Below are 18,148 nucleotides of genomic sequence, written 5' to 3'. Positions count from 1 at the left end.
CGGGGTAAATTCAGGACCACGGTCACCACTTATCGGCCGGTTGTTGCTCGTCCTCCGTTCGGCTTCGCAGGAACGAACAGCGATTCCTCTAACGCTTTAGCTCACATGCTGCGTCCCTCCAGTCGCACCGAAGGAACGCGGGTGTTTATAGCGATAGCGACTACCCCCAAATGATCTCGAGGATCTCCCCTACAATGGCGGTCGGTCGCTTGTCGTCGGTACGGACACGGTACATTGACACGTCGCGGTACCAGTCCCGCCGTGTTGCGAGAAGCTTTGCGTAGTGCTCCTTCGGATTTTCAGCTTCCAACACCGGGCGCGTTCCCTCTGCGCTGGTGCGAGCGAAGCCAGCCTCGTCTGAGACATCAAGCCACACCACAGTGTGACCGGCAAATAAATCTCGAGTCGCTTGCGTAGTTACTGCCCCGCCACCCACGCTGACGATTCCGTGGTTGGAAAGAGCCAGAGAAATGGCTTCACGTTCGACATCTCGGAATGTAGCTTCACCAAGTTCGGAGAACACGTCTCCGCACGCCTTCCCGTATTCCTTCTCGATGAGCTGATCAGTGTCAATGAACGGAATGTTGAGGGTGCTTGCTAGTCGATGCCCGATGGTGGTCTTCCCAGCTCCGGGCGGTCCGACGAGAACAACGCGCGGCTTACTCATGCGCATCATTCCCCCACGTCAACAGCTCGTTGACGTACGAGCGGTAGTCAGAAACCCGCTTCGTGATCTCACCCACCGTGTCTCCACCGAACATGTCTAGGACTGCCCGAGCAAGTACAAGTGCCACCTCAGATTCAGCTACGACGGCTGCAGCGGGAACAGCGCATACGTCGGAGCGCTGATGAATTGCAGTAGCCGGTTCGCCCGTCGACATGTCCACCGTACGTAGCGCTCGTGGAACGGTCGAAATTGGCTTCATTGCGGCTCGGACGACGAGTGGTTGGCCGTTGGTCATTCCGCCTTCGAGTCCACCAGCTCGGTTGCTGGCGCGAGTAGGCACACCGTCGTCAGTAACAATCTCATCGTGAGCGGCGCTTCCGGGCCGGTTGGCTTCTTCGAATCCATCACCAATTTCCACGCCCTTGATGGCCTGAATGCTCATGACGGCCTGGGCCAGTTGGCCATCCAGCCTGCTTCCAGCCGTCACGTGTGATCCCAATCCAATCGGCAGCCCATGCGCTACCACTTCAACCACACCGCCGAGAGTGTCGCCTTGTTTCTTCGCTTCGTCGATGCGAGCGACCATAGCTGCAGTCGCTTCCTCGCTCATTGCGCGGACCGGGGAAGCATCAATGCGTTCTTCGTCCCCCGGCTGGGGGACACTCGTGTCTTTCGGTTGACTCCCACCGATCGATACGACGTGGGACAGGATGGTGATCCCCGCGACTTGTGCCAGCAGCTGTTTGGCCACTTCCCCACATGCCACCCGTGCTGCGGTTTCTCTCGCAGAGGAACGCTCCAAGATGTCACGCGCGTCCTCTGCACCGTATTTGATCATGCCCGCGAAGTCCGCATGACCCGGCCGTGGCCGAGTCAGCGTTGCTCCCCTGCCAGAATGCAGCGCCTTATCTACCTCGGGATCATTCTCGTCAACGGGGTCGGCGCTCATAATCGTCGTCCACTTCGGCCACTCTGTATTTCCGATGACAATGGAAATCGGGCTTCCGAGAGTATATCCATAGCGAAAACCCCCCAGGAAAGTGACCTCATCGGCCTCGAACTTCATCCGGGCGCCACGCCCGTATCCGAGCCGACGTCGTGCGAGGGCACGCTGCACATCGCGGGTGCTCATTTCGATCCCGCGGGGCATCCCCTCAATCAGGGCTACTAGCGCCTGTCCGTGTGATTCTCCTGAAGTAGACCATCGAAGCATAGAGCATATTCTTTCACGAATATCGTGAAAAACAATTTCCTCCCCGCTCTGTGCACGTTCTTCCCCACTCTGTGCACCTTCTTCCCAACTCTGCGCACGGCTCTGTTCGCCCGGAAACGTCACCCACGCACATCCGCACTGCGTGCCTACAGCCAACCTCCACGCACACCTGTCAGCCCGCACCACTAGCTCACCTTCGGGAAACCAAAGCCAGTCCCCCATGCTTTCACGCTAAAACCCTGCACAAAGTGAACGAGCGTAGTAGCACAGGACAACCGCAAGGATCATTGCAGGCCCGTGGGCTACCGGGTGTGTGGGGCGAGCGGAAAGGAGTGTGATTACAGACGCACCGGCGACAGCGGCGAAGAGATACGGAAAACCGACAATGATCCCGAGGGGAAACGCGAGCTTGATGTCTCCTCCGCCGACACCGCCCGTTAGAAGACCAACAGCGAGGTAGAGCGCCACCCAGACCACTCCAGCTAACAGCCGTTCCTGAGCATGCGCCCCGTCAAGGACCACGCATGCAGTAGGAGCGACAAGCCAGGCTGGGACTGTCAGCCAATTGGGCAACCGCCGAAAGCACACATCCCATCCGACAAGCAGGCACATCCAGACAAAGGTAAGGATCAGAACAGCTGTCCCCACCCACTCATCAACACCCTTCGCAATAACACCGACGAGCAGGTGCGTGGCTGGTAACTGTTGTTCTGCCTGAGCGATGGTCCCCCACATGAGCCCCAGTGTACGAACATAGTGGTTGCGCTTCCGACTTGCCCCGCACAACCGGTTTCGCACGCCCTTGCTTGTCGACGCACATGGTTACTCGTCCACCAGGCACACCGTTACCTCGAGTACGCTTCATCCTTCGTATCAATGTCGGGGTTTCACTCGGCGAGATATTCATCCAAAGCATTCCGCATTGCGTCGCGAGGAGCCCGCAACCCGGTGTACTGCTCGAACTGGGAGAAGGACTGGTAGGAGAGCATGACGTTGCCTTCGACCGCGCTGCACCCTTTCTTTCGCGCGGCGGTTGCCAACGGAGTCGGGCGAGGATCGTAAATGACATCTAAGACCGGACATTGGGCAATGTCCTCTTCTTTTCCTGTTAAAACCACAGATGGAACTGTTGATATCACAACTGCGGCATCTGAAGTCAGTGAAGCTAGGTCGACGGAGTAATCGACGTAGTGGAAGTCCGCATCACCGACGATGGGGCGCAGTTCATCAGATTTGTCGGTCCTATTAACTACGGTGACACCCGACGCACCAAGATATCCAAGAGCCCACAATGCTGGCCGCGATGTGCCACCTCCGCCAATGACAACAGCGTCACGCCCACGCACAGTGCCAGCCACACCCAGCTCTTCAAGCGCACCGAGGATTCCTTCACAATCGGTATTGTCTGCAAACCACGTCCCATCCTCGTTATGCACAAGAGTGTTGGCGGAACCAATTGTGGCTCCCCGATCGGAAACTTCATCTGCGACATCCAGTGCCACAAATTTACATGGCATCGTGACGCTCACTCCCCGCACCGATGAGTCAAGGTGAGAGATAAAGTCTGCCACCTCCTCGGCCACACATTCGTGACGGAGAAATGTCCATTCGGCGGCAATACCGTACGCCTCGTAGCCGGCCGTGTGCAGTACCGGAGACAGTGAGTGGGCGATGGGTGAGCCGATTACATAGCAGGTGTTCATAGATTCTCCACTGATAAGTTGTGCACTGCGCACGCGCAATGCTCGATTTTTACGCTGACCACACGCATGCTGCCGTTCCACACACTCCAAACACAGCTCCCGCAGGTCGGTGCCCTCATTAGGTTTACCTCGACAAACATGTCAGTGACAAACGAGAACGAAACCTAACGTGCACACCAACCCACGATCCAGACACCAGGATGATTGGCGAGCGATTAATAAAGGGCGCGTGCGTGGCCAATGAGCCGTGTGCGAGAGCACTGTTAGGAGCAAATGTACCAGGAGAGAAAGAAGGGCCGCATCCGTATTCCTGCATACTGTCGGGAGAAACTCGGCTGCCAACTGGTACTCAGCGTGTTCGGCGAAGCGATTCGCGCTTTGGCCAAACCGGGAGCCTGCGGGAGCCTTCCACGCTGTCGCACGGAGGAGAGAGAACATACGTGGAATCTCAGCACACAGCGATGCCGTTCAAGCTGGGATGCCGTACAAGCTGGGTAGAAAAGATGTAAAGCACATCGACGTGTCCGCGCTCGTGCTCCCGCACTCGTCCATGTTCACGATGATCGGCAGGGTGCGGCCTACGTCATCTGAGCGCAAACGCAAACCGCATTCTCCTGAATATCACACGACGTTGGTAGCGAGACATGGGGAGACAGAACAGTCCGGCGGTTAAACGTGACCAGTAAATAGGGAAATAAAGGGAAGGGAGCGCCCATAGGGCGCTCCCTTATCCACTAAAAGGCCTCTGATCCTCCGCTAGCGGTTGGAATCCAAGACTCCTGAATCTGCAGCTTTTTGGGTATCGGCCATGTGCTGCTCGAACGTGTCGTTAAAGACAGTCGTTCCGTCCCTGTCAATGGTGACAAAGAATAGCCAATTGCCGGGTGCCGGATTCTCCATGGCAGTCACTGCTTCGATAGACGGCGAGGCGATCGGTGTGGCCGGAAGACCGTCCTTTGCGTAGGTGTTCCAGGGAGTGACGCGGGCGCGATCCTCGTCCGTCGTTGCAACTTCCTGCTCGTCCAGGCCGTAGTTGACAGTGGAATCAAACTCCAAACGCATCGGCTTTGCCAAGCGATTCAAGATGACGCGCGCCACCTTATCGAACTCGCCAGCGGGAGCCTCCCGCTCCACCAGCGATGCTGCCGTAAGCAGCTCGTAGGGACTCAAACCGATTGCTCCGGCACGCTCGACGATTCCAGTTTCTGTGAAGCTCTGAGCGGAGGTTGTGACCAGTTGTGTGAGAATCTCCTCTGCGCTCGCCTCGGGGTCGATAACGTATTCACCAGGTTCAATCAACCCTTCGAGGCGCTTCGGGTCACCTGTAGCCTCCTGCACATGTCCCATTGCCCATGACGGCACGCCAAGCGAGGTTGGGTCTGCGTTTGCGCCTGCAGACTGCAGTTCCTCTGGGCTCAAGCAGGAATCACCCACGCTGCAGGAAATAGCAGAGATGAGTGAGTAAATACCGAACCGAGTGTCCCCACCAACTACCTTGGAATCCATGAGGGTTGCGCCGGTAGGAACCTTCAGCAGATCAATCGCGTTTTCTGGATTAACAAACGCGTTGACAGCCGCCTCGGCACTCATCTTCTTCTGCAACTTGTAAAATCCGGGTTTTACATCCGCTGCTTTTGTATTCGTTGCCGCTGCTGATTGGAAAGCCTCGTTGCTCGAAACAACTCCCGTCTCCACCAGCGTCGGTCCCAGTTCTGAAAGCGTTGACCCTGGCTTGATTTCTGCTAGCACAATTTGTCCGTTACCATCTCCGCGAAAATCCCCACCACTTTGGGCCTTGACTCCGATGAAAGCAATTGCAGCGATGAGTGTGAGGATCAGGCCGATAAGCACGCCGATCCGCCGGCCACGTCCATCTCCAGTACCACTGCTGCCGGCATGCGAGCCATGCGCACCGCAGTAACCATTGCGAAACGCCGAGTCTGACGTTGGTTCTGAGCCTCCGAGAGCTGGTGATCTACGTGCCATAATCAGAAATTTTATCCTATTGTTACCAAACCGTGTGCAACGACCCGGCAATATCGGTTAGGAATTAATAAAAAATTTACCTCTCACCACTTTGCTTGCGCACAGACGGTGACTATTCGAAGACACCGAAGCGACCAGCTACCTGGCGTCGACAAGCCACATGAACCTTCGACCTCTCATCGTTGCCGTGGAGAGGTTGCTGCAATGGGGACTGTATTGCACCAGAATCCTCAGCTGGAGTGGTGAACCTCGAGGCGGAAAAGAAAGAGCTACCTCGAACCAATCGCCAGCTAGGCCCACACACCGGCGAGAGGTAACCACCAACCGGGAAAGCCTACCGGCTGCGAGATGTCAGGACAGAAGCATTCGGGACTCTATGTCCCTCCCCTGCATTGCGAGCTGTGCATTACCGAACCGGCAGATGCAGAAAGCAGTGCCCGTGCCCAAAACACCCGCACCCAAAAAACGCCCGCGCCCAAAAAGAGCACAGGAACGCGACAGAAGTATCGATCCGTGGGGTGTTCGCAGCGAGGACAGTCATGTAGGTACGAGGACTACCACTAGGACCACGACAAAATGCGTAGACAATAACTGCGGTAAAGCGGGGCAGAGACCCGTTCACACCCCGTTGGCATCCGCCTCGCCGTCTTCGTCCTGTGTCTTGTCTTGCGAGGTAGCTAAATAACTCCGCCGAGCATCGAGCCAGGTCTGCAAAATCTCCACAGCGGCCGCCTGGTCGACCACCTTACGCCCCGCGCGTTCCGTCAGGCCAGAGGCATGAAGAGCCTGCGTGGCGATGACGGTGGTCAGGCGCTCATCAGCGAACCGAACCGGAATTGCTTGCCCGGCCCCAGCCAGAACGCGTTCCAGGCGCTGACCGATATCGCGAGCATGGACAACTGATGCCGAACCGTTGCCCTTCAGGTCCCGTGGCAATCCGATGATGACCTCGACAGGTTCGTATTCGCGCACGATCTGCATAATTCGACGAATATCCTCGCCGTCTGGAATTTCGCTCCCGACGCGCTTATGAGATCTGGGAACAGTCTCCACGGGCATGGCCATTCGGGCATCGCGATCGGATGAAGCGATGCCGATTCGGACAGTCCCCACATCTAGCGCTAGTCGGCGACCATCCCCAGGATCGTCGACCCCCGCTACGGAAGGTTCGATATCCTCAAGCCCCATCAAGCGCAAGGCTTCGACACCGAGACGGGGGTCAATTCCCTTTTCAGGGGCACGTGACTCCCCTTGCCTACTGGGCCGGTTGCCTCTATGACCACCGGTTGCCCGATGCCACTGGCGGTTACCGCGTCCGCCCCTTCGCTGCTGCGAGGAGCGTCCACCGCCATTGCCCGTGCGCCTGTTCTTCCCCATCAGTTAGCGAGCAGCCAAATCGCGGGTAACCGCGTCGAAAGCTGCGGTGAATCCAGCAGGGTTCGATCCCGAGCCCTGAGCCAAATTCGGCTTGCCACCGCCCTTACCGCCAACGTGTTCACCAATCACCTTGACCACATCTCCGGCCTTGATACCTGCGTCGACAGCGGCAGCAGTAGCGGCAACGGCAAACGGAGCCTTTCCGCCCTGCGATCCACCAAGGACGACAACCGCTGAACAGCTCCCGAGTCGGTTGGCTAAATCCTGCGCCATGGCGCGAAGATCCTTGGCACCAACGGTCTCACCGAGGTTCTCAGCGATGAGTTCAAAAGAACCGGCCTTCTTCGCGGAATCAACGAGTGCACCCACACGATCAGCCAGCGCCTTCGCGTGCAGATTCTCGATTTCCTTTTCGGCAGCCTTCAGTTTCTCCGTCAGCTGTGCAATACGCTCCGGTAGGTCGTCACTCGGGGTTTTGAGAGCCGTAGCGAGTCCTTCCGCCAGGCTGCGCTCCTTAGACAGGTAGCTGAAAGAGTTGAGACCGGAGTAGGCCTCGATTCGGCGGACACCAGAACCAACAGAGGATTCGCCGAGCACGGCCACTGGCCCGATCTGCGCAGAACGGGCCACGTGGGTACCACCACACAGCTCCATCGAGAACGGTCCACCGATCTCGACAACTCGGACAATGTCACCGTAGTTTTCGCCGAACAGTGCCATCGCACCCATCGCCTTGGCTTCCTCAAGCGGCATCTCATTGGTGTTCACAGTCCAATCCGTATCCACCGCTTCGTTCGTGATGCGCTCGATCTCCTCAAGCTGCTTCGGAGTAAGAGCCTGAGCATAGTTGAAGTCGAAGCGGAGGTAACCCGGTTTGTTCATGGAGCCGGCCTGAACTGCTGTCGGCCCAAGAGTCTGTCGAAGTGCGGCATGGATGAGGTGTGTAGCGGAGTGTGCCTGGCGAGCAGCGTGACGCCACTGCTCATCCACATGCAAAGCAGCAGTATCCCCGACCTCGAATCCGCCGGCGGTGACGGTGGACTTGTGCAACCACAGCTTCTTACCAATTTTCTGAACGTCATTGACGTTCAGAGTGGCATCGCCGATCGTCATCGTGCCGCGATCACCGAGCTGACCGCCTGCCTCCGCGTACATCGGGGTGGCCTCGACGATGACCTCGACCTCGTCCCCTTCCTTGGCCGAATGAATCTTCTCTCCACCGGCGACAAGGCCGATCACTGGGCTCTCGCCCTCCAGCTGATCGTAGCCAATGAACTCCGTCGGATGGTTATCCACAAACTCACGGTAAACGGTCAGATCCGCAGCACCGTGCTTCTTGGCCTGGTTGTCAGCCTTAGCGCGGGCCTTCTGCTCCGCCATGAAGGAGTGGAAGCCTTCCTCATCGACAGTCAGGCCCTGTTCGCGGGCCATCTCCAGTGTCAGGTCGATGGGGAAACCGTATGTGTCATGCAGCGTGAACGCCTTCTCGCCGGAGATTTCCGTCTTGCCGGCACCCTTAACTGCGGACACTTCCTGCTCAAAAAGCTCCGTGCCGGACTCGAGAGTGCGAAGGAAAGCCTTCTCCTCATTCACAGCCACGGTGAGGATGCGCTCGCGGGCCTTCTCGATCTCCGGGTAGGAGGGCGTCATCGTATCCATAATCGTGGTGATGAACGTCTCCATCGTGTTGCCCTTAGCACCAAGGAGGCGAGCAGAACGGATGATGCGACGGAGAAGACGCCGCAGGATGTAGCCGCGCCCCTCGTTGCCCGGGGTAACGCCGTCAAGGATGATCATCATCGCGGTGCGGGAGTGATCCGCAATCACACGGAAGCGGATGTCATCCTCGTGAGAACCCTCACCGTAGGTCGAGCCAGTCAAGCGTTCCGCAGCATCGATGACGGGACGCAACAAATCTGTCTCGTACACATTGTCCACGCCCTGGAGGATGCAGGCGATACGCTCGACACCCATGCCGGTATCGATGTTCTTCTTCGGCAACGGGCCGAGGATTTCGAAGTTGTCCTTGCCGGTACCCTCACCGCGCTCGTTCTGCATGAACACGAGGTTCCACACCTCGAGATAACGGTTGTCATCGGCGACCGGGCCGCCGTCCTTGCCGTATTCCGGACCGCGATCGTAGTAGATCTCAGAGCACGGACCACACGGGCCAGGAATACCCATGGACCAGTAGTTGTCCGCCATGCCAAGGCGCTGAATACGCTCTTCGGGAACGCCGATTTTGTCCCGCCAGATCTCTGCTGCCTCGTCATCGTCGAGGTAGACCGTTGCCCACAGGCGCTCAGGGTCAAGGCCGTAGCCACCTTCGTCCTGCGAACCGGTCAAAAGCGTCCACGCGTGAGTGATTGCCCCTTCCTTAAAGTACTGGCCAAACGAGAAGTTACCAGCCATCTGGAAAAACGTGTTGTGACGGGTGGTGATGCCTACTTCTTCGATGTCGAGGGTACGCACGCACTTCTGGATGCTTGTTGCCGTGCCATTCTCAAAGGGCGGGTTCTGTTGCCCCAGGAAGTACGGCTTAAAGGGCACCATGCCTGCGTTGACAAACAGCAGGGTGGGATCATCGAGGATCAGGGACGCACTGGGTACCGGGGTGTGGCCCGCATCCACAAAGTGCTTGGTAAAACGTTCCCTAATCTCATGGGTCTGCATGCCTGATGGCCTTTCTCACGCGAAAAATATTTTTAACTTGGGATATGTTACCCCACCACTGTGCTTGCCCTCGTGTCTCACCCCCACCACATGCCAACGTCCGCACGGGGTGAGTCACAACAAAACGGTGACCGTCCTATTTCCCACCGCGCACGATGGACCTCAAATTGGCTGCAAACCCCTGTATGTTCGCTTCTCTGCCGTGGGATGTTGGCTGATAGTACGTTGCACCGTCCAACGTTTCAGGCATGTAGCGCTGTGTGACAATCCCGCGGGGGTCATCGTGCGGATACGTGTACCCGATAGCTGCACCAACACGTTTCGCGCCTTCATAGTGTCCATCGCGGAGATGGCGAGGGACCGGCCCGCTCTTCCCTTTCCGCACATCGGCCAGCGCGTTATCGATGGCAGTAATGATCGAATTCGACTTTGGCGCAAGCGCGAGATGCACCGTTGCCTGTGCAAGGCTGAGGCGCCCCTCTGGCATACCGATGAGCGCGACGGCCTGTGCTGCCGCCACTGCAGTGGACAGCGCAGTCGGATCAGCCATCCCGATATCTTCGCTGGCCAGTATGATGAGCCGGCGTGCGATAAACCGCGGATCCTCTCCACCCTCTATCATCCGCGCCAAGTAGTGCAGGGCTGCATCCACGTCCGAGCCGCGCACAGATTTAATAAATGCGCTAATGATGTCGTAATGCTGATCACCGTCGCGATCGTAGCGCACCACCGCTTTGTTGATTGTCTCTTCGAGAGTCTCCAGCGTGATTATCCGCGTCGGTGACTGCGCACCGTCTTCGGGATCCCCACCATCGACAGACAAAAAGTCCCCGCTTCCTTCAGTGTGCGCGTTACCTCCGGGAAGCGCGCTACCTTCAGGATGCGCGCTACCTCCGGGATGCGCGCTACTTTCAGGCTCCGCGATGTCCGCGTTTGCTCCAGGCGGAGTGGGAACGCGTTGTGCGGAGCTTTTTCCACTTGGGGTGACCTCCGCCTCGTCGTTATGTGCATCGATCCCCGTGGGTCCAGCGGCATTAGTGGCTTCGGTGGCTTCAGAGGGTTGATCCGAACCAGCGACGGATTCTCGCCGCTGACCGGAGCGTTCCTCAGTGAATGGGGAATTCCCATCGCCGGCAGAGCCCCGTTCCGCGTCGATGCTGCGTGCACCTTCAGCTGCGGCTTCCACGTAGGTCAATGCGCGGCGGGCATCTCCACCTGCAAGCGTTACCAGTTGATCCAGGGCGTCGTCGGTGATACCTACGTCGCCCCCAAACCCCCGCTCATCTTCCAATGCACGGAGTACAACCGTTTTCAGATCTTCTGGTCCCAAGCTCTCCAACTGGAGAAGGAGAGACCGCGAGAGTAGCGGCGCATTCACCGCAAAGCTGGGGTTTTCGGTGGTTGCGGCAACGAGCAGCACGATTCGATTCTCTACCGCCGCCAGTAACGCATCCTGCTGCGTTTTGGAGAAACGGTGAACCTCGTCGATGAACAGGACAGTGCGCGTTCCCTCAATGAGCTTCTTTCGCGCAGTATCGATGACTGCACGTACTTCCTTCACCCCGGAATCAAGTGCCGACAAGCCCACAAACCTGTTGCCAGTAGCGACGGAGATGAGCGAAGCGATCGTCGTCTTCCCAGTTCCGGGAGGCCCGTAAAGGATAACGGATGCCTCACCGTCGCCCTCGATGAGCCTGCGTAGGGGCTTCCCCGGTGCGAGGAGGTGTTGCTGGCCGACAACTTCATCAAGACTCCGTGGACGCATCCGCACAGCAAGCGGAGCGTGTCCGCCAGGATGGAAGTACCGCTGAGCCGAATCGTTCTTCGTGTCTTGAGGCCCAAAAAGTGAATCCTGCGCCACTGTCTCACCGCTCCTGCAACCAGGAAACAAAATCATTGGCAAACCGGCTCACATCAGTGAACCTGTCGCTCTTGCCCGAATACGTGGCGAGTGCAGCAAACGTCTCTGTCAGATCCTGCCGACCGAGCTCAACCAAACGCTGGATTTCTGCGTCATCAGCGCGCAAGACGGCAAAACCGCTATCCGGAACTGGAGGAACCTCTGTGCCGCTGATCTCGATAATCTTACTGAGCGAGCCGTGGTGGATATAAGCCAGAGAGCCGAAAGCCCAACCAACCATCGCCGTCACAATCCGTGATTGCAACCGTTCCGGATCTGCCAGCGAAGGCCACACATCCGTGATTTCGGCGGTCCAGCTGGAAATAAATGCATCGACTTCCTCTGCAGTGAGCGGGTTGGTGGACACATATTGTGGGAACCCCGTGGCTACACATGCAATGTCGAATGCTACGTCACGGTACGCGCACCACTCGTAGTCCAAGAAGCTCGTGCGGTCACCGTGGATGATGTTGTCGGGCGCGAGATTGAAGGGGGTAAAAGCCTTAAAATTGGACTGGTTTAGACGTCGAACCGCATCTTTGGCTAGCTCGGTGGCTTGAGAGGGAACATCGAGCCCTGTTTCTCCCAACAGGCGCGTCCCTTCTTCCACCGCCGCGCGAAGGGAATCGGTGTGCAGCGACTTGTACTGCTCGATCGAGTGATCCAGGTGCGCCATCCGTTGGACAAGGGTGTTGAAGTGCTTTTCGTGACCGGCAGTACCTGCATGCATGCGGCCAAGGGTCGCCCCCAGCCTGCGGATCACGGAAAGACGAAGATCCTCATCGTCGCTAACGAGGAGATCAGCGTACGTGTCGGCATCCCCGGTATCCGAAATGATAAGAATTCTGCTGTCTACATCGCTGCCGAGCAGTATCGGCCCAGGCCGTACATCTTCGGGCAACGCAGTCAAGAACTGGTAGGCAACAAGCTGACACTCGAAGGTGTACCGGTGGTACGGGTGATCCCGAACCTCCGTCTGTTTGACCACAAGGGTGCGCTGCTCAACGAACGGATTAGGGACAACTCTGACACGCACAACTGTCGTCCCTGGTGAGTTGGACATGTCGTCCACAACCGTGAGTTTTTGTTGGCCACCAAAGCGACGCGACAACAGCGCTTCCGCCTTCTCGACGAGCGTCTGGTACTGCGCACTGCTATTTGTCTGCGAGTCCGGAGGTTGCATCCCTATCCTTTCTTTCATGTATACCTTACATTCGCGCGGCCACGCGCCCCCGAAGCGAGGAGAATCAGCTGCATATCGGGTACCGCACAGCTGCTGATTGGAGTGGAGGTTGACGTGTGATGGCCGGTCACCGTCTAACCCCGTCGCTTATTTCCCTGCATCTCAGCTCCGTACCAGCAGAGAATGAAGACAGCAATCCCCTCCCCCGCAGGCTTCCCAGACAGCAGCTGGAACGTTGCATCGTCCGGCTCCCCTGAGCATGGGAACTTTCCCTATGCGTCCCGATCACCGATTGTGACTAGAGCGCAAGGAAAGCCGGGATCCGTACGTGGATCCCGGCTCACCTGTTCTCATGCGAAGTAAAGCTATGCGTTAGATAAAGCTATGGCAGTCCTACTTTGCTTCCTTCGCCGTATCATCCTGCTTCTTCTTTGGCTTGAAGTCGATGCCAGCTTCCTTACGCTGCTCGGGCGTGATGGCTGCCGGAGCATCGGTCAGCGGGTCGATTCCGCCACCGGACTTGGGGAAAGCGATAACGTCGCGGATGGAGTCAAAGCCGCCGAGCAGAGACACGATACGGTCCCAGCCGAAGGCGATACCGCCGTGTGGCGGTGCGCCGAAGGCGAAGGCATCGAGGAGGAACCCGAACTTCTCACGGGCCTCCTCCTCAGTGATCCCCATGACCTTGAACACGCGCTCCTGGACATCACGACGGTGGATACGAATGGAGCCACCACCGATCTCGTTGCCGTTGCACACGATGTCGTAGGCGTAGGCGAGCGCACTGCCCGGGTCGGTGTCGAAGGTATCCATCGACTCCGGCTTCGGGGAGGTGAAGGCGTGGTGAACAGCCGTCCAGGAGGAGTGGCCAAGGGCCACATCTCCGGAAGCGGTTGCATCTGCAGACGGCTCGAACAGAGGAGCATCGACAACCCAGGTGAATGCCCAGTCGCCTTCCTTGATGAGGCCAAGCTTGTTGGCGATTTCGCCACGTGCGGCACCGAGAAGAGCGCGGGAGCTCTTTGCGTCGCCGGCTGCGAAGAAGATGCAGTCACCGGGCTTGGCGCCTACGTGAGCTGCGATACCCTCGCGCTCGGCGTCGGTGATGTTCTTGGCAACAGGGCCGCTGAGGGTGCCGTCCTCGCCAACGAGGATGTAGGCAAGTCCTTTGGCACCACGCTGCTTGGCCCAGTCCTGCCAGGCATCGAGCTGACGACGCGGCTGGGATGCGCCACCGTCCATGACGACGGCACCGACGTATGGGTTCTGGAACACGCGGAAGGTGGTGTCCTTGAAGAACTCCGTGCACTCCACGATCTGGATGTCAAAGCGGAGATCCGGCTTGTCGGAGCCGTACTTCTCCATCGCTTCCTTGTAGGTCATACGCGGAATCGGGGTCTTAATTTCGTACCCGATCAGACCCCACAGAGCGGTGAGGATCTCTTCAGCCAAAACGATAACATCGTCCTGGTCAACGAAGCTCATTTCCACATCCAGCTGTGTGAACTCAGGCTGGCGGTCCGCGCGGAAGTCTTCGTCACGGTAGCAACGAGCGATCTGGTAGTACCGCTCCATACCTGCGACCATGAGCAGCTGCTTAAACAGCTGCGGGGACTGCGGCAGCGCGTACCAGGTGCCCGGCTTCAGGCGAGCAGGGACGAGGAAGTCACGCGCACCTTCCGGAGTAGAGCGGGTAAGCGTCGGGGTCTCGATTTCAGTGAAATCGTGCTTGTCCAACACAGTACGAGCGGCGCGGTTAGCCTTGGAGCGCAGACGCAGGGCATCGGCCTGGCGCTCACGGCGCAAATCGAGGTAGCGGTACTTGAGGCGTGTTTCTTCGCCTACCTCACCGGAAGAAGAGGGGTCATCGATCTGGAACGGGAGAGCTGCGGACTCGTTGAGGATCTCCAGCTCACTGACGTTAACTTCGATGTCGCCGGAAGGAAGGTTCGGGTTCGAGGACCCTTCCGGGCGAGCCTCAACTACGCCCGTAACCTTGATACAAAACTCGCTGCGGAGATGGTGGGCCTGCTCAGCAACTTCCGACTCGCGGAAGACAACCTGTGCAAGACCGCTCCTATCACGCAAATCGATGAAGATCACACCACCGTGATCCCTCCGCCGAGCTACCCAGCCGGTCAGGGTGACAGTATCGCCGGCGTTCTCTTTGCGTAATTCGCCTGCTAGATGAGTGCGAAGCACCTGTCGTGCCTTCCTTTCGTCCATATGTATGTTCTGACGTACCGTGTTCCGGCGACGCCTGAAGATAAATTCACTACATTTTCATGTGCCATCGACGCTTTCGTGCCGGTGGGCACACATTGAATGGTAGTTTACTCGCCACCACCGCGCCCCGTGCACCCAGTCACGAACCCCACGTCGTTCACTACAACGCTCCCATTCCTTCTAGCCACGGAAGAGCCCCAAGACGTTTCAGGCATGCGCAACAGATAAGTATCACCCACAACAGAGACTGCGAGCTGCCCGCATCCTTTTCTCACGGTGGAGGTCAGTCTCTACATGAAGGCATTAACGGGGCATGAGCCCTTCTGTGGCCGGCACGATGCGGGCTTGGAGCACGCTCGCAGTGCCTCTTCCCAAGCCGAGGCCACGGCACTGGGTCCACCTGTGGAGTGGACCCCTCTAGACCCTGTGCGGTTTCTTCTCATCTTCAGCTTCCGCCAGCGCATCCCCCACTGCTTGTCGACGCATCCCCTCACCGTCGGATTCTATTCTCTCGGTTCCCTTTTTGAATGCTCCCGCGATCTTTTGCAGTACTAAGAAAGCTACCCCCAAATCTGCACACAGCGACGGGTAACCCGCGCCTGAAATCACCAGGCATGAAAGAATAGTCGCATGACATTCCGTGAAGGCTTAACTTCTAGTTCCAACCGAGCATCCCGCGGTGGCGGTGGCGGACGTGGCGGCATGATCGCTGGAGGCGGTATCGGCGGCCTCCTCATCGTCCTCGTAGCTCTCTTCTTCGGCATCGATCCGGGTCTGCTTGGCGGCCTCACTGGTGGCGGATCAACCTATGACACCCAGGAAGCGCCGGCCCCCTCGACGGACGGCGAGGTCATCTGCAAAACTGCAGAGGATGCCAACACAAACACAGAATGTCGCCTGGAGTGGACCGCCAAATCCCTCGACCAGGTCTGGACCGAGCAGTTGCCCAAGCAGGCCGGTATTGAATACGAGGCTCCTGGTCTCCACCTCTTCAACCAGACGGTAAGCACCGCATGTGGCCAGGCCTCTTCTAACACAGGCCCGTTCTTCTGCCCAGCTGACCGCACTGCTTATTTCGACGCCAGTTTCTTTAGTCTTCTTGAGCAGCTCGGCGGGTCAAGCGATCCATTTGCTCAGGAGTACATCGTTGCCCACGAGTTTGGCCACTCCATCCAACAGCTGGAGGGAACGCTGGGCCTCAGCGATTACGAAAACCCCGGCGCGGACTCCAACGCTGTGAAAATTGAGCTGCAAGCAGACTGCTATGGCGGGATTTGGGCTCACCACGCTGCACAGGGCCAGGATGCTTTCCTCGAGCCGATCACCAACGAACAGGTTGCTTCGGCAATTCAGTCGACCAAGGCAGTGGGCGATGACAATATCCAGAAGCGTTCCGGCGGCCAAGTTCGCCCAGACCAATGGACCCACGGCTCTTCTGAGCAGCGTACACAGGCTTTCCTGACTGGCTATGAAACTGGTTCAATGGCTAGCTGTGATTTCCTCGAACGCGGGGTATATCAGCAGTAATTGCATAGTTCCGGACCTTTCGGCCCGACTTCACCTGCCCTGGCTCGATACGTGCCCCGACAGTTGGACGGAAGAACCCGATTCCAGCTGAAGGGGCACAGTTCATTGAGCGGGGCATTTTTCTTGAGCGGAATATTCTCTATGGTGCCCTTCACATCCTCCTCTGCAGTGACCGTGCGGTGCACCATCCCACGATCGCTACCGGTGTATTGAGGTTCACCAGTTGGCGATATTTCTCCGCGCGGAGGCAACGATGTGTGCCAACGGCACCGATCCTTATCTGGCTGCGTATCCCCATTTCTCGTTCGCTAGCTCGCCGCTTTTGGACTCGCACCCTTTGGATAGGCCGTCTCTCGCTCGAGGACCGGCAATAGTCACCATGGAAAGTGTCGGTTATTGGGGCAACCTGATCCAGGGGTTATGGAAACCACTTCCAGAGGTATTACCCCACTGAGACATAGGAACAACGCCAGCCTGATCTAGCGGGTACACGCCGCTGATCTTGCAGATATCTCTGCATACCAGGCCACCTCAGCATAGACTGAGGTAACTGATGTATTAACGAGATCGGCGTCTGCAAAAGATAGCCTCGCCCTAACCATCCAAAGGTGCGCTACCACAGGACCCTTTTCCTACTGGTGTCGCTATCAACGGACATCGCCGACGCGACGGCAAGGAGGAACCACATCCCATGGCACAAAACGAGGATCCGGCTCTCGCGTTTCTGACGGTATTCAACAATATCGAGGCAACGATACGTCGCCTGCTTGATGCCAAACCGTCGGATTCATTCACGTGGATGGTTCGGTTGTGCGAAAAGAAGCGCATCATCACCCCCGCGCAGTCCGACACGCTGCAAGCAGCAGCAAACTTACGCAACTCCATCACCCACGGCTCGTACCTGCACGGCGAACCGGTAGCAGATCCACGCGAAGACATCATCAACGATATCTCTGCAATCTACGCATTCCTCACCGATCCCCCGTTGGCGCTATCGGTCCTCCCCCAGAAAGACGTTGTCACATTCGCCCCGGACACGTCTGTGCGCGATGTTTTGGCTAAACTGCGGAGCACGAGGTTTTCCCAGTTTCCTATTTACGAAGGCCGAACCTTCATTGGTGTGCTCACCGCCAACTCAATTGCCAAGTGGCTGGCTGAGGATATCCTCGATGACGGCGAGCTCAGTGCCATATCTGTTCAAGATGTCCTCGACCGTGCACGAGACTCACAGCGTGTGGCCTTCCTCCCGCGCACCGCCACGTCCTACAACGTAGCTGAGACTCTTATGCGCGCAGGAAAGAAACAACGCCCCCCACGGATTATTCTCATTACTGAGCACGGGAAGAAGGACGAGCGCCCCCTCCGGGTCGTCTCAGAAGCAGACGTTGCGCTTCTCTTGGATTCCCTTGACGTTTTTGCCGATTAAGTGTCGTAACTGGCCCGTTCGTTTATTTCAGCGAGCGGGTTCAACTATCAGACACGAAACTGTAGCGCCGTGGGCGGAATAACTTCGCCTGTCGAGCGTTGAATCTCCTAGAGCAACGTAGGTTGACCTAACCTGGAAGCTCGCACTCTCTGCGATGCGCATAGCACCGTGGGCGAAGCGATTTCGCGTCACGTGGTCTGCCTACATGCCTTGCCCCGGAATCCGCACCACGCACGCTGTATACGTTCGTGTGTGAACATACGTATG

13 protein-coding genes are annotated in these 18,148 nt (G+C 57.7%); 3 read left to right on the top strand and 10 right to left on the bottom strand.

The genetic code is table 11. From position 1 onward, the window contains the following. Window positions 1–160: 160 nt before the first annotated feature. The 10 genes from HMPREF3044_RS00515 to aspS all read right to left on the bottom strand — a co-directional run bounded on the left by HMPREF3044_RS00515 (window position 161) and on the right by aspS (window position 14,904). Window positions 161–676, bottom strand: coding sequence for a shikimate kinase (locus HMPREF3044_RS00515; RefSeq protein ID WP_070738917.1), 516 nt, complete (start codon window positions 674–676; stop codon window positions 161–163). Further along, the gene (gene aroC / locus HMPREF3044_RS00510; protein ID WP_070738916.1) at window positions 660–1,880 is read right to left on the bottom strand and encodes a chorismate synthase; all 1,221 of its coding nucleotides are present in this window, start codon (window positions 1,878–1,880) and stop codon (window positions 660–662) included. The genes HMPREF3044_RS00515 and aroC overlap by 17 nt, the downstream gene beginning before the upstream one ends. Before the next feature lie 231 nt (window positions 1,881–2,111). Continuing rightward, a complete protein-coding gene (locus HMPREF3044_RS00505; RefSeq protein WP_005389909.1) occupies window positions 2,112–2,615 on the bottom strand; it encodes a prepilin peptidase in 504 nt (167 codons plus the stop codon). A 152-nt stretch (window positions 2,616–2,767) separates the two neighbouring features. Beyond that, window positions 2,768–3,583 carry a shikimate dehydrogenase gene (locus tag HMPREF3044_RS00500; protein WP_070738915.1) on the bottom strand — a complete coding sequence of 272 codons (816 nt, stop codon included), beginning with the start codon at window positions 3,581–3,583 and terminating at the stop codon, window positions 2,768–2,770. A 756-nt stretch (window positions 3,584–4,339) separates the two neighbouring features. Further along, window positions 4,340–5,434: an endolytic transglycosylase MltG gene (gene mltG / locus HMPREF3044_RS00495; protein WP_005389906.1), complete on the bottom strand. Its 1,095-nt coding sequence runs from the start codon at window positions 5,432–5,434 to the stop codon at window positions 4,340–4,342. Between the two features lie 753 nt (window positions 5,435–6,187). Further along, entirely contained in the window at window positions 6,188–6,757 is a 570-nt protein-coding gene (ruvX, locus tag HMPREF3044_RS00490; protein ID WP_005389904.1) for a Holliday junction resolvase RuvX, read from the bottom strand. A 192-nt stretch (window positions 6,758–6,949) separates the two neighbouring features. After that, a complete protein-coding gene (gene alaS, locus HMPREF3044_RS00485) occupies window positions 6,950–9,619 on the bottom strand; it encodes an alanine--tRNA ligase (protein WP_070738914.1) in 2,670 nt (889 codons plus the stop codon). A 136-nt stretch (window positions 9,620–9,755) separates the two neighbouring features. Continuing rightward, entirely contained in the window at window positions 9,756–11,480 is a 1,725-nt protein-coding gene (locus HMPREF3044_RS00480) for a replication-associated recombination protein A (RefSeq protein WP_070738913.1), read from the bottom strand. 4 nt (window positions 11,481–11,484) lie between these two features. Further along, on the bottom strand, window positions 11,485–12,720 hold the full coding sequence (locus HMPREF3044_RS00475; protein ID WP_070738912.1) for an aminoglycoside phosphotransferase/choline kinase family protein: 1,236 nt from the start codon (window positions 12,718–12,720) through the stop codon (window positions 11,485–11,487). A gap of 375 nt (window positions 12,721–13,095) precedes the next feature. Then, window positions 13,096–14,904, bottom strand: a complete 1,809-nt coding sequence (gene aspS, locus HMPREF3044_RS00470; protein WP_070738911.1) for an aspartate--tRNA ligase — start codon at window positions 14,902–14,904, stop codon at window positions 13,096–13,098. A gap of 318 nt (window positions 14,905–15,222) precedes the next feature. Between aspS and HMPREF3044_RS12830 the strand changes: the two genes are divergently transcribed. The 3 genes from HMPREF3044_RS12830 to HMPREF3044_RS00455 all read left to right on the top strand — a co-directional run bounded on the left by HMPREF3044_RS12830 (window position 15,223) and on the right by HMPREF3044_RS00455 (window position 17,881). Next, entirely contained in the window at window positions 15,223–15,483 is a 261-nt protein-coding gene (locus HMPREF3044_RS12830) for a hypothetical protein (protein WP_141759610.1), read from the top strand. A 75-nt stretch (window positions 15,484–15,558) separates the two neighbouring features. Next, the gene (locus HMPREF3044_RS00460) at window positions 15,559–16,455 is read left to right on the top strand and encodes a KPN_02809 family neutral zinc metallopeptidase (protein WP_070738909.1); all 897 of its coding nucleotides are present in this window, start codon (window positions 15,559–15,561) and stop codon (window positions 16,453–16,455) included. A 691-nt stretch (window positions 16,456–17,146) separates the two neighbouring features. Then, window positions 17,147–17,881 carry a CBS domain-containing protein gene (locus HMPREF3044_RS00455; RefSeq protein WP_070738908.1) on the top strand — a complete coding sequence of 245 codons (735 nt, stop codon included), beginning with the start codon at window positions 17,147–17,149 and terminating at the stop codon, window positions 17,879–17,881. Window positions 17,882–18,148 lie beyond the last annotated feature (267 nt).

It is taken from the genome of Corynebacterium sp. HMSC073D01 (genome assembly GCF_001815555.1).
GTDB classification, from domain to species: domain Bacteria; phylum Actinomycetota; class Actinomycetes; order Mycobacteriales; family Mycobacteriaceae; genus Corynebacterium; species Corynebacterium glucuronolyticum.
Note: the sequence above shows the minus strand (reverse complement) of the source record. Positions and strands in the feature narration are given on the sequence as shown.

Excerpts from the sequence above, each read along its gene's own strand:
- HMPREF3044_RS00475 (WP_070738912.1), bottom strand. The coding sequence starts at position 12,720 with ATGAAAGAAAGGATAGGGATGCAACCTCCGGACTCGCAGACAAATAGC.
- HMPREF3044_RS00460 (WP_070738909.1), top strand. The coding sequence starts at position 15,559 with ATGACATTCCGTGAAGGCTTAACTTCTAGTTCCAACCGAGCATCCCGC.
- alaS (WP_070738914.1), bottom strand. The coding sequence starts at position 9,619 with ATGCAGACCCATGAGATTAGGGAACGTTTTACCAAGCACTTTGTGGAT.
- ruvX (WP_005389904.1), bottom strand. The coding sequence starts at position 6,757 with ATGGGGCTTGAGGATATCGAACCTTCCGTAGCGGGGGTCGACGATCCT.
- HMPREF3044_RS00505 (WP_005389909.1), bottom strand. The coding sequence starts at position 2,615 with ATGTGGGGGACCATCGCTCAGGCAGAACAACAGTTACCAGCCACGCAC.
- HMPREF3044_RS12830 (WP_141759610.1), top strand. The coding sequence starts at position 15,223 with ATGAAGGCATTAACGGGGCATGAGCCCTTCTGTGGCCGGCACGATGCG.
- aroC (WP_070738916.1), bottom strand. The coding sequence starts at position 1,880 with ATGCTTCGATGGTCTACTTCAGGAGAATCACACGGACAGGCGCTAGTA.
- HMPREF3044_RS00515 (WP_070738917.1), bottom strand. The coding sequence starts at position 676 with ATGATGCGCATGAGTAAGCCGCGCGTTGTTCTCGTCGGACCGCCCGGA.
- HMPREF3044_RS00500 (WP_070738915.1), bottom strand. The coding sequence starts at position 3,583 with ATGAACACCTGCTATGTAATCGGCTCACCCATCGCCCACTCACTGTCT.
- HMPREF3044_RS00455 (WP_070738908.1), top strand. The coding sequence starts at position 17,147 with ATGGCACAAAACGAGGATCCGGCTCTCGCGTTTCTGACGGTATTCAAC.